Here is an 11,817-nt window from a genome sequence, read left to right as displayed (position 1 = left end):
ATCGCGGCCGCGTCGATCTCGCTCGCGCCGGGCAGGATGCCGGGAGCGAAGCTGTAGTCGATGTGGTCGTCGATCCGGGTGAAGGCCGAGCCGACGGATTCAGCGCCGGTCACCTCGGTGAAGGTGTGGGTGTGCTCCCAGGAGCTCAGCGGACCCCGCACCTGCCGGTCGATGAAGGAGTGCTCACTCGGCCCGGCGGCGTGTTCGACGGAGAAGGGGGTGCGCACGAGCCCGTGCGTGCCGGGCAGGGTGATCTTCATCGACGCCTGCGAGCCCGGCGTCAGGGGCTCGGCTTCCTGTTCGATCTGCATCGCCCATTCCGGGCTCAGCCGGGTCAGCGCCCCGGGCCGTCGATGCCAATCGAAGACGGTATGCAGAGGATGCGGAACGACCAGCGAACTCGTGAAGACTGCCATAGTCCTACTCTCTCAGGAGAACCTGGCAGCCAGCACAGTCCCGGCGGACCCAGCCGCGGCGGACCCCGCCGTGGCCGACCCAGTCGCGGCGGATGCTATGAGTCAAAGCCGACCCCGAATGCGTCGAGCGTCTTGAGCAGCGGGCCGCGCCTGCCTTCGTTCTCGTCGGACTTGATGAGCGCGCGGGTCGTCATCTTCGCTCCGGCCCACATGAACGGCTCAGGTGGGAACGGCAGCGGCTTCTTCTTCACCATCTCCAGTTCGGTCAGCTCCGTCGGCGCGCCTTCGAGCAGATCGAGCATGACGGTGCCGGCGAACCGGGAGGCCCCGACGCCGAGGCCGGTGAACCCGGCGGCGTAGGCGACCTTGCCGGCGTAGGCGGTGTCGAAGAAGGAGAAGAACCGGGTGCAGGTGTCGATCGCCCCGCCCCAGGCGTGGGTGAAGCGGATGCCGGTGGCCTGCGGGAAGGTCTCGAAGAAGTGCCGGGCGAGAGTTTCGAAGGTCTCCTGCCGGGTGTCGAACCTGCTGGAGACGCGCCGGCCGTAGTAGTAGACGGCGTCCCAGCCGCCGAACAGGATCCGGCCGTCGACGGTGCGCCGGTAGTAGTGGAACCGGTTGGCCGAGTCGGCCAGGCCCTCCCTGCCGTTCCAGCCGATCGCCGACCACTGCTCATCGCTGAGCGGTTCGGTCATGAGTGCGTAGTCGTATACCGGTGCGGTGTGCCATTTGACCCGCTTGAGCAGTGCGGGGAACGCGTTCGTGCCGAGTGCTGCGCGCCCGGCGGTGAGTGTGCCGGCGTCAGTGGTCAGCGTGACGGTGTCCCCGCTGTCGGTGAGCCTGCGCACGATGGTGTTCTCGTACACTTCGACGCCGAGCTCACGGCAGACGCGCAGCAGCTCCCAGCACAGTCTGGCCGGGTTGATGATCGCGCACTCCCGATCAAGCCGCAGCCCGCCCAGATAGGTCGGGGAGTCGATGCGCTCGCGCAGCTCCTCGCCGTCGAGGTAGACCTCGCCTTCTTCCGGATTGTGCGCCTGACGCAGGCTGGGGATCTGGTAGTCCTCGGTGGCGATCTGGATGAGCCCGGTGCGCTCGAAGTCGCAGTCGAGCCCGTAGCGGGCGACAGCGTCTTCGATCGCGTCGAGGTTCTCGTAGCCGAGCCGGCTGAGCTCGTCGTTCTCCTCCGGCAGGTGCTTGACGCCGTTCTCGTGGCCATGGGTGAGGCTGGCTTCGCAGAACCCGCCGTTGCGCCCGGAGGCGGCCCAGCCGATACGGCCGCCTTCCAGCAACACGACGTGCCGACCGGGGTCGCGCTCCTTGGCCTGCAGGGCCGTCCACAGACCGGTGAACCCGCCGCCGACGACGGCGAGATCGCAGGTGCGGTCTCCGACTAGGGCGGGGCCCGCCTCGGGCCTGGCGGGGTCATCGAGCCAGTATGGGACGTGCGAGACGCCGGCGAGGCTCGAGGAGATCATCTCAGGGGTGATGGACATGGCTACCTCACGATGGTTTTGACGATGTCGGTGGATGATTCGCCCGAGCGGCGCAGCACGAGGCCGACAAGTGCGAGGGCGATGAGGGTCAGCAGCAGCATCACCGTCGAGATCGCGGCGACCTCTGGGCGCAGCGCCACGCGCACGGCGGAGAAGATGTAGACCGGCCAGGGCGTGTAGCCGGGCTGCTGGACGAAGCTGGAGAGGATCGTGTTGTCGAGGCTGAGGGTGAACGACATGAGCGCACCGGCCATCACGCCGGGGGCGGCGATCGGCAGGGTGACCCGGCGGAAGGTCGTCCACGGGGTCGCCCCGAGGTCGGCGCTGGCCTCCTGCAGGGAGGTGTCGACGCCGGCCATGCGGGCGCGGACGATGAAGGTCACGACGGCCACGGAGAACATCGCATGGGACACGATGAGGCGCACAAGCCCGTTGTTGAACCAGGTGAGGTCCGCGTCCACGCCGAGGGTGACGAACCACGGCAGGAACGAGATGCCGTCGACGATCTCCGGAGTCACGAGTGTCGTGGCGAGCAGTCCGGTCAGGCCGAGGGCCCACCAGGTGCCGAGCCTGGCGCGGGCGAGCGCGATGCCGCCGAGGGTGCCGAGCACGGTGGCCAGCAGCGCAGAGCCGACGGCGGCCTGCAGGCTGGTGATGACCGAGGAGACGATGACGTCGTTGTTGATGCCCGAGATGTAGGCGTCGAAGCCGAATCCCTGCCAGGAGGCGAGGATGCGCCCGGTGTTGAAGGAGTAGGCGACGATGACGGCGATCGGGGCGAAGAGGTAGATGAAGACGAGCACACCCCACAGGGTGAACCCGAGGTCGCGGGCCTGACGTCTCATGCGCGGCTCCCTTCGCTCACGGCCGGCTCGGGCGGGGTGATGCGCACCGAGTTCAGCCTCTCCATCAGTGAGCGCAGCCCCCACAGCAGCAGCCCGCCGAGCGCGACGACGATAAGGGTGGCGAGCATGAGGATGACGGCCATCGCCGCGCCGAGTGCCCAGTTCTGGGCGGTGTTGAACTGGTTGGCGATAAGCTGGCCGGCCATCGAGCCGCTCGCTCCGCCGAGCACGGTGGCGGTGACGTAGTCGCCGTTGAGCGGGATGAACACGAGCAGGCAGCCGGAGACCACGCCGGGCATGGCCAGCGGCAGGGTGACGGTGAAGAAGGTCTTCCAGGGTCCGGCGCCGAGGTCGTAGCTGGCTTCGCGCAGGTGCCGTCCGGCTGCGTCCATGGCCACGAACAGCGGCAGGATCATGAGCGGCAGGTAGTTGTAGACCACGCCGATCTGCACGGCGGTGCGGGTGTAGAGGATGTCGAGGCCTCCGTCGGATAAGCCGATGGCCTGGAGGGTCTTGGAGACGAAGCCCTCGTTGGAGAGCATGATCTGCCAGCCGAGGGTGCGCACGAGGAAGTTCGTCCAGAACGGCACCATCACCAGCGCCAGCAGCAGTCCGCGCCGTTCGGGCCGGACTTTGACGGCCAGCCAGTAGGCGAACGGGATGGAGATGAGCAGGCAGATGATGGTGCCGACGATCGAGATCCGCAAAGTGGCGAGGAACGTCGCCAGGGATGAGGAGGTCAAGGCTTCGGAGTAGCGGTCGAAGCTCAGCTGCTCCATCGACACGGTGGTGAATTCGTCGGGCTTGTACCCGAAGCTGTACCAGAGTACGAGGGCGACGGGGATGACGAAGAAGAACACGACGTAGGCCCAGGTGGGGAACGCGAGCGCTCCGGGGCCGAGGATGCGGGCGGCGAAGCGCTTCATGCTGAACTCCTCGTCTGTGCGGCGGTGTAGATCTCAACCCGCGGCTGGATGCCGGCCCCTTCTTCGGAGGGCACGAGCCGGTCGAGGATCTCCTGTTCGGGGAAGATGATGTCGGGGAAGTCGAAGTCGGCGGCTTCCTCCTTCAGGCCCTGGGTGCCGACGTGGTAGCCGATGTAGTCGACGTTGCGCAGCGCGGCGTCAGGGCTGATCATGTGGTTGATGAAGGCGTAGGCGGCATCCGGGTGCGGGGCGCCGGTGGCCAGGCACCAGTTGTCCATCCACAGGTTGGCGACCGGGGTCGGGAAGACGAACTGCCAGCGGTCCGGGTCATCGGATTCGAGCAGTCCCTGCCGGGCGTCGCCGTTGAAGGCGTGCAGCAGGCTCAGCCCGCCCTGGGTCATGCCCTGGGCGGCGTTGCCCATATAGGCGCGCACATGCGGGGCGATGTCGTCGACGACGATCGTGTTGGCTTTCTCCAGGATCGCCTCGTCGACGGTGTTGACGTCCTCGCCCATCGAGGCGAGGGCGATCGCGGTGAGCTCCCAGGGGTCTTCGAGGATCGCGGTCGAGCCGGAGGCCTCCTTGCCGGCGGCGTCGATGAAGTCCTGCCAGCTGGTCAGCTCCCGGTCGATGACGGTGCGGTCGTAGACATAGCCGGTGGTGCCCCAGGCCTTGCAGATCGAGTACCGGTTCTCCGGGTCGAACTCCTGGTGGATGAAGTTCGGATCCATGTTCCTAAAGTTCGGGATCCGCTCAAGGTCCAGCGGCTGGATGAGGTCGTGTTCGATCATCTGCTGCACCCGTGAGCCGGTCGGCACGACGATGTCGTAGCCGGAGGTGCCGCGGGTGCCGGCGAGTTTGGCCATCAGCTCGTCGTTCGAACCGTAGGAGTCGACCTGCACGCGCACGCCGGCGGTGTCGCTGAATTCGCTGATGATCTCGGGGTCGTCGTAGTCACCCCAGGAGTACAGGTTGAGCTTCGCCTCGATCTCGCCGTCGGCTGGCGGGGAGCTGGCCATCCGGCCGGTCTGCCCGCAGGCGCTGAGTCCGGCCAGCCCGGCCAGTCCCACACCGGTGAGGAAGGCCCGCCGGTTCGGACCGGCAGCGGTCAGCAGCTGCCTGCGGATGCGCGGGGCCTCGGAGCGGGGTGCGAGGAAGCGCACCCGGTGATTGCGCTCAGCCATCGCAGAACACCTGCGCCTGGTTGCGTCCCCATGACAGCCGGACCCGGGCGCCGGGCCCGAGGTGGTCGCTCGCAAGGGCCGGAATGCGGGCGAGGACTTCATGGCCGTCGCGCAGCCTGACGATGTACTGCACGACGTCGCCGAGGAAGGACACACCGACGATCTCACCGTCGACTGCATCGGTGAGTTCCCTGCTGTCCCCGCCGGCCGAACTGCCGCTGCCGGCCGCACTGCCGCTGCCTGCGACGTCGAGCGGGGTGACGTCGATGATCTCCGGGCGCACGGCCGCCTCAACGGATCCGCCGGGCTTCGCCTCTGGTCCCAGCAGTCCGGCCGGCACGGTGATGAGGGAGCGGGCGGTGCGCAGCACGGCGGTGTCGCCGTCGATCGACTCAAGGGTGGCGGAGACGAAGTTCTGCTTGCCGATGAAGCCTGCGACGAACCGGTTGGCAGGCCTGGAGTAGATCTCCTCGGCGGTGCCGACCTGCTGGATCTTCCCTGCGTTGAGCACCACGATCCGATCGCTCATCGCCAGGGCCTCCTCCTGGTCGTGGGTGACGAAGACGAAGGTCATGCCGAGTTCGGCATGCAGGCGCTTGAGCTCGATCTGCATCTCCTCGCGCAGCTTGCGGTCGAGTGCCGACATCGGCTCATCGAGCAGCAGCACCTGCGGCCGGTTGACCAGCGCCCGGGCAAGGGCGACGCGCTGCTGCTGTCCGCCGGAGAGCTGGTCGGGCTTGCGCTCGGCGAACCCATCCATCTGCACAAGGCGCAGCGCTTCGAGGACGCGTTCGCGGATCTCGGCCTTGGGCACGCGCTTCTGCTTGAGCCCGTAGGCGACGTTGTCGGCCACGCTCATGTGCGGGAACAGGGCATAGGACTGGAAGACGGTGTTGACCGGCCGCCGGTGGGCCGGCACGCCGACGAGGTCCTGGCCGGAGAGCAGGATGTGCCCGGTGCTCGGCTCTTCGAAACCGGCGATCATCCGCAGCAGGGTCGTCTTGCCACAACCGGAGGGCCCGAGCAGGGACAGGAACTCCCCGGCCTCGACTGTGAGGTCGAGTTCACTCAGCGCAGTGTGGCTGCCGAAACGCTTGGTCACTCCGCGGATCTCCAGTTGGCCTGTCGCCTGTCCGGTGCCGGGAGGCGGTGCGGCGGTGGTCTCGGTGTGCGCGCTCATGCCCGCTCCTTGTCGGTGGTGAAGATGATGTCCTGCCATTCGCGGTGGGCATCGGGACTTTCGTCGATGAGGACGTGCTTGACCTGCGTGTACTCGTCGAAGGAGTACTGCGACATGTCCTTGCCGAATCCGGAGGCCTTGTATCCGCCGTGCGGCATCTCGGAGATGATCGGGATGTGCTCGTTGATCCACACGCAGCCGGCTTCGATCTCGGCTGCCGCGCGCAGCGCCCGGCGGGTGGTCGTCGTCCAGGCGCTGGCGGCCAGCCCGTAGACGGTGTCGTTGGCCAGTTCGATCGCCTCGTCTTCATCATCGAAGGGCATGGCCACGAGCACAGGACCGAAGATCTCCTCACGCCACACCTCGGCCCCGGTGCCGATGCCGGTGATGAGGGTCGGGGCGTAGTAGGCGCTGTCCTCAGTGCCCGAGGCGGTGGCTGGGATCGTACCCCCGCACCGGATCTGGGCACCAGCAGCGCGAGCACGGTCAACGACTGCTGCGACCCGGTCGCGGTGTTCGGCGCTGATGAGGGAGCCCAGGTCGGTGGCCTCGTCAGCGGGATCACCGATGATGACGCCGTTCATGAGTTCGGTGACGCGGGTGCAGAAGTCCTCGAAGATGCTGCGGTGAACGATCGCGCGGGTGGCGGCGGTGCAGTCCTGGCCGCCGTTGATGAGGGAGCCGGCGACCGCGCCGCGGGCCGCGGCTTCGACATCGGCGTCATCGAAGACGACGAACGGGGCCTTGCCGCCAAGCTCGAGGTGGACGCGTGCGCCCTTGGCTGCGCACATCTCCATCACCTTCCGCCCAACAGCCGTCGAGCCGGTGAAGGAGGTCATGACGACTCGCTCGTCGCGCACGAGCGCCTCTCCGGCGCTCTGGCCGTCGCCTGCGATGACGTTGATGACGCCGGGAGGGAAGCCGACCTCGGCGGCGACCTCGGCGAGGATGAGCGAGGTGCCCGGTGTCAGTTCAGAGGTCTTGAGCACGATGGTGTTGCCGGCAGCCACAGCGGGGAAGATCTTCCAAGCCGCCATCTGCAGCGGATAGTTCCACGGGGCGATCGAGCCGATCACGCCGATCGGCTCCCGCCGGGTCATCGACGTGGAGTTCGGCCAGTAGGAGCATGCGGCCAGTCCGGTGAGCTGGCGGGCGGCGCCGGCGAAGAACCGGGCGTTGTCGATGCTGCCGGGCACATCGAACTCGGTGGCCAGGCGGATCGACTTGCCCGTCTGGGCCGATTCGAGCTCGGCGAGTTCGGCTGCCCGGGCCTCGAGTCCGGCGGCGAGGGCGAAGAGCAGATCGGAGCGCTCGCCGGGAGTGGTGTTCTTCCAGCCGGGGAAGGCCTCGGCGGCTGCGGTGACGGCTGCGTCGACGTCGGCGGGGCTGGCCAGGCGGTAGCGGGCGACCTCTGCGCCGGTGGCCGGTGAGCGGCGGACGAACTCCGGTCCTGTGCCGGGGGTGCGCTGCCCGTTGATGACGTGCATGGGTCTTCGAACCTCCGTGTCGGTGGTGCTGAGCTGGGATCCTGCCCCGGCACAGGTGGTGCCGTGGTGTGAGGCGAGGCACATCAGCGTTTCATCAGAGTAACGAGACCACCCCGCATTGTCTACTGATTTCGTAACTTTAATCTCTCTTGCAAACTGATTTCGCAATCAGATATGGTCGGAGCCACTGATTACATTGTTATGGTGAGTTCTGAAGGAGGCGTCATGACCGCTGAGACCTCTGCGCCGGATATGGAGCTCGATGCCAAGTCCAAGGCGATCATCGAGGCCCTCCAGCGGGATGGCAGGCGCAGCTATGCCGAGATCGGCCGCGACATCGGCATGTCCGAAGCGGCCGTGCGCCAGCGGGTCTCCAAACTCACCGCCGCCGGGGTCATGCAGATCGTGGCCGTCACCTCTCCCCTGCAGCTGGGCTTCAACCGGCAGGCGATGATCGGGGTGAAGGTCAGCGGAGACATCACTGAGACCGCCGAGATCCTCAGCCAGCTCCCGCAGGTCGACTACACCGTCGTCACCGCAGGGGTCTACGACATTCTCATCGAAGTCGTCTGCGCTGATGACGATGAGCTGCTGGCCCTGCTGCGGCAGCTGCGCTCGATCGAGCATGTCGAATCAACCGAGACGATGATGTACCTCAAGCTCTGGGACCAGAAGTACAACTGGGGCACACGCTAGGAAGTGGAGAACCACGTGGAACAGCACAACCTTCAAACCGGCATCCGCGATCACGTGTGGATGCACATGGCCAATCACAAGCACCTCTTCGAGGGCGACCGCACCCCGGTCATCACCCACGGCGAGGGCCACCACATCTTCGACGACACCGGCAGAAAGCTCATCGACGGGCTTGCCGGCCTGTTCGTCGTCCAGGTCGGCCATGGCCGTGAGGAACTCGCCCAGGCCGCCTACGACCAGACGAAGAAACTCGGCTTCTTCCCCCTGTGGTCATACACCCACGAACCGGCCATCCAGCTCTCTGAGCGCCTGGCCGGCTACGCCCCCGGTGACCTCAACCGCGTGTTCCTCACCTCCGGCGGCGGCGACTCCGTCGAGTCGGCGCTCAAGCTGGCGAAGAACTACTTCCGGCTCACCGGCAAGCCCGGCAAGCACAAGGTCATCTCCCGCGCCACCGCCTACCACGGCACTCCGCACGGCGCGCTGAGCGTCACCTCCCTGCCGGATCTGCGCAATCAGTTCGCTCCGCTCGTGCCGGGTGCCCACAAGGTGCCGAACACCAACTTCTACCGTGCCGATGACCGCTTCGCCGGCGATGAGAAGGCCTTCGGCCAGTGGGCAGCCGACCGCATCGCGGAGGCCATCGAGTTCGAGGGCGCCGATTCGGTGGCAGCCGTGTTCCTCGAGCCGGTGCAGAACTCCGGCGGCTGCTTCCCGCCGCCGCCGGGCTACTTCGAGCGGGTGCGCGAGATCTGCGATGAGCACGACGTGCTGCTCGTCTCCGATGAGACGATCTGCGCCTTCGGCCGCATCGGTTCGATGTTCGCCTGCAACGACTTCGACTACGTGCCCGACATCATCACCTGCGCCAAGGGCATCACCTCCGGCTATGCGCCACTGGGTGCGATGATCGCCTCCGATCGTCTGTTCGAGCCCTTCGGCAAGGGCGGAGAGACCTTCTACCACGGTTACACCTTCGGCGGTCACCCCGTTGCCTGCCACGTCGCGATGGCCAACCTCGACATCTTCGAAAGCGAAGAGCTCAACACCCGGGTCGCCACGAACGCACCGACGTTCCGCAAGACCCTGGAGAAGCTGCTCGACCTTCCGATCGTCGGCGATGTGCGCGGCGAGGGCTACTTCTACGGCATCGAGCTGGTCAAGGACCAGGCGACGAAGGAGACCTTCACCGCTGAGGAGTGCGAACGCGTCCTCAAGGGCTTCGTCTCCTCCGCCCTGTACGAGCGCGGCCTGTACTGCCGCGCCGATGACCGCGGCGAACCGGTCATCCAGCTCTCCCCGCCGCTGACCTGCGGCCCGGAGGACTTCGAGGAGATGGAGCAGATCATCCGCTCGGTGCTCACCGATGCGTGGGAGCTGATCTGAATCTGAATCCCCCTTTCGGCGCAGGAGAGACGTAAACGCCAAGAGGCTCGCACGGTTCCGCGACTGTACGAACCTCCTCCGATTCAAAGGGGTCCGTTTGCAGCACTTCCCGCCGACTGGGGTGCTCTCGTTAGCCACCTGACCTCCAGCTAGACTCATCTCGTCTGATCCCGCCGCCGCATACAGCTGACCGAAAAAGGAATGGCGAATGACACAGCCGGAACCACCCAAGAAGATCTCGGCTCCCCCAGTCCAGGGGCCACGACGAACTCGCCGCGAGCGACGGGCTGCAGAGCAAGCTGCCTCCTCGCCCAAGCAGATTCACTTGCCGGAAAGGGCTCGGCTTGGGTACTCGAGAGTCGTCGGGGTTTTCGCTGCTATCTTCACTGTGATCGGGTTCTTAATTCTGATGGACGGGGAAGCGAGCTTCGCGCTCTTCAGCGTCTTCTTCTGCGCAATGCTTCTGTGGGTCTCCGCAGCAATAGTCAGAGTCGTTGAAAAGATCTACGAGCTTCTTCACGACCAGGCATACGGTCTGCTGTAACACCTAAGGCTGGGCGACATCATTGTCGCCCAGCCTGACGCGTAAGGTCAGGATTGCAATGAAGCGCCCACTGCCCGCAGCACCATCAGTCAGCTCTTCAGCAGGCGCTGGGGCAGGTCGGCCATTGAGCCGATGACCCCGGTGGCACCGCTGCCGTCTAAGCCAGATTCATCGAGCTTGCCGGTGAGGACACCGCAGACCATTCCAGCCCCGGCCTTCTCTTCGGCCTGGGCGTCAAATCGCCACTTCCAGGCAAAGAGACAGCGGAACATGATTGCCAGCAATGAGGTGTTGACAATTCCCAGATGCGACCCGGGCAGTGATTCAGCAGGCGCGCGCCGATTTTCGCTGTAATGCCACTTCCCGGCAAAGACCAAGTTGTCTCAACTTGACGCCGTAGTAGCATGTGAAGAAGGTCACCAAATTCGCAGGAGGCTCACATGAGTGAGGTTGAAGAACAACTTCGAATTCTTGCCCGAAAGCTTTCCAAGATCCGACCCTCAGTCCTCACCGAAGAGGCGACGAAAACAGCCCTCATCATGCCGTTCATCCAAGACGTACTGGGCTTCGATGTCTTCAACGTTGACGAAGTCATCCCTGAGTTCGTAGCTGACGTCGGTTTGAAAAAGGGCGAGAAGATCGACTTCGCCATCGTCAAGAATGATGAAGTCGCAATTCTCATCGAGTGCAAGAAACTTAGCGAGCCACTCAGTCTCGAGAACGCATCTCAGCTTTACCGATACTTCAACGTGACGACGGCGCGGATTGCTGTGCTGACGAATGGCAATGAGTACCGCTTCTATACCGACCTTGACGAACCGAATCGCATGGACGCCAAGCCTTTCTTGGAGTTCACCGTCGAAGACGTAGACAGAGTGGCAGTGCATGAACTGGAGAAGCTCAGCAAACAGAACTTTGACCTTGAGTCAGTGCTGAGCGCTGCGGAAGAGCTCAAGTATGTGTCTGCAGCCAAACGAGTATTCGCCGCCGAGGCCAAAGAGATCTCCTATGACATGGCAACCCTCGTTCTCAACCGGATCTACTCTGGCCGGATCACACAGCGCGTTCGAGAAGAGCTGACACCGCTCGTCGCAAAAGGACTCAGCCGATTCATCGGCGACCAGGTCAACAACCGTCTGTCCGCCGCGCTCGGAAGTAATGAAACGGAAGAAGCTCCGGTTGAAGAGACGGAAGAAGCTCCACCAACAGACGCCGGTGACGACGGTATTGAGACTACCGACGACGAGCAGCATGGTTACTACATTGTTCAGGCGATCCTCAGCAGTGAAATTGCGGTGGAACGTGTTCACATGCGTGATGCGAAGAGCTATTGCGCGATTATCTTCGATGACAACAATCGCAAGCCGATCTGCCGGCTCCGATTCAATAACCCTGAGCGGTTGAGGGTCGGCCTGATGAACGGCGATAAGACTGAGGAAGTCGTCGATATCGACCGTCCATCAGATCTCTATGCTCACGCCGAACGCCTGCGGGAGACAGCACGCCGGTATGTTTGACGCTTACACGTGAGCATTGACGGACGCCAGCGCTCGTCTCTGACGTAGCATTAAGGCATGACGATGAGCGCCCGCCGAGGTTGAAGGGCTCTTCGTAATTGAGGGTGTGGATCAGTGATTCCAGGACACGGCGTGGCGCTGCC

At 64.8% G+C, this 11,817-nt stretch carries 12 protein-coding genes; 4 read left to right on the top strand and 8 right to left on the bottom strand.

Annotated features, from left to right (window positions below):
* The 7 genes from M3C25_RS12455 to M3C25_RS12425 all read right to left on the bottom strand — a co-directional run.
* The coding region (locus tag M3C25_RS12455; RefSeq protein ID WP_446014103.1) for an SRPBCC family protein at positions 1-416 on the bottom strand (416 nt) is incomplete at its 3' end.
* Between the two features lie 95 nt (positions 417-511).
* On the bottom strand, positions 512-1,909 hold the full coding sequence (locus M3C25_RS12450; RefSeq protein WP_259857037.1) for an NAD(P)/FAD-dependent oxidoreductase: 1,398 nt from the start codon (positions 1,907-1,909) through the stop codon (positions 512-514).
* A 2-nt stretch (positions 1,910-1,911) separates the two neighbouring features.
* Positions 1,912-2,754, bottom strand: coding sequence for an ABC transporter permease (locus tag M3C25_RS12445; RefSeq protein ID WP_170273856.1), 843 nt, complete (start codon positions 2,752-2,754; stop codon positions 1,912-1,914).
* Positions 2,751-3,680 (bottom strand): ABC transporter permease, encoded by a 930-nt coding sequence (locus M3C25_RS12440; protein ID WP_170273855.1) that lies wholly within the window; start codon positions 3,678-3,680, stop codon positions 2,751-2,753. The genes M3C25_RS12445 and M3C25_RS12440 overlap by 4 nt, the downstream gene beginning before the upstream one ends.
* A complete protein-coding gene (locus M3C25_RS12435) occupies positions 3,677-4,864 on the bottom strand; it encodes a polyamine ABC transporter substrate-binding protein (RefSeq protein ID WP_259857036.1) in 1,188 nt (395 codons plus the stop codon). Before M3C25_RS12435 ends, M3C25_RS12440 begins: the two co-directional genes overlap by 4 nt.
* Positions 4,857-6,044: an ABC transporter ATP-binding protein gene (locus tag M3C25_RS12430; protein ID WP_102162169.1), complete on the bottom strand. Its 1,188-nt coding sequence runs from the start codon at positions 6,042-6,044 to the stop codon at positions 4,857-4,859. Before M3C25_RS12430 ends, M3C25_RS12435 begins: the two co-directional genes overlap by 8 nt.
* Positions 6,041-7,531, bottom strand: coding sequence for an aminobutyraldehyde dehydrogenase (locus M3C25_RS12425; RefSeq protein ID WP_102162338.1), 1,491 nt, complete (start codon positions 7,529-7,531; stop codon positions 6,041-6,043). Before M3C25_RS12425 ends, M3C25_RS12430 begins: the two co-directional genes overlap by 4 nt.
* A gap of 225 nt (positions 7,532-7,756) precedes the next feature.
* Here M3C25_RS12425 and M3C25_RS12420 point away from each other — a divergent pair, with 225 nt between their 5' ends.
* The 3 genes from M3C25_RS12420 (at position 7,757) to M3C25_RS12410 (ending at position 10,157) form a co-directional block, all read left to right on the top strand.
* Positions 7,757-8,227: an Lrp/AsnC family transcriptional regulator gene (locus tag M3C25_RS12420; protein ID WP_259857033.1), complete on the top strand. Its 471-nt coding sequence runs from the start codon at positions 7,757-7,759 to the stop codon at positions 8,225-8,227.
* Positions 8,228-8,242: 15 nt separating this feature from the next.
* A complete protein-coding gene (locus M3C25_RS12415) occupies positions 8,243-9,613 on the top strand; it encodes an aspartate aminotransferase family protein (protein ID WP_102162167.1) in 1,371 nt (456 codons plus the stop codon).
* Positions 9,614-9,821: 208 nt separating this feature from the next.
* Complete coding sequence (locus tag M3C25_RS12410) at positions 9,822-10,157, top strand: hypothetical protein (protein ID WP_146004360.1); 336 nt, start codon at positions 9,822-9,824, stop codon at positions 10,155-10,157.
* 89 nt (positions 10,158-10,246) lie between these two features.
* Here M3C25_RS12410 and M3C25_RS12405 read toward each other — a convergent pair whose 3' ends face one another.
* Entirely contained in the window at positions 10,247-10,534 is a 288-nt protein-coding gene (locus M3C25_RS12405; protein ID WP_146004359.1) for an HAD family hydrolase, read from the bottom strand.
* 63 nt (positions 10,535-10,597) lie between these two features.
* Here M3C25_RS12405 and M3C25_RS12400 point away from each other — a divergent pair, with 63 nt between their 5' ends.
* Complete coding sequence (locus tag M3C25_RS12400) at positions 10,598-11,674, top strand: type I restriction endonuclease (RefSeq protein ID WP_102162165.1); 1,077 nt, start codon at positions 10,598-10,600, stop codon at positions 11,672-11,674.
* The last annotated feature ends 143 nt before the right edge of the window (positions 11,675-11,817 follow it).

It is taken from the genome of Brevibacterium luteolum, from assembly GCF_025147615.1.
In the GTDB taxonomy this organism is placed as follows: domain Bacteria; phylum Actinomycetota; class Actinomycetes; order Actinomycetales; family Brevibacteriaceae; genus Brevibacterium; species Brevibacterium luteolum.
This window is presented reverse-complemented; position numbering and strand designations above follow the sequence as displayed.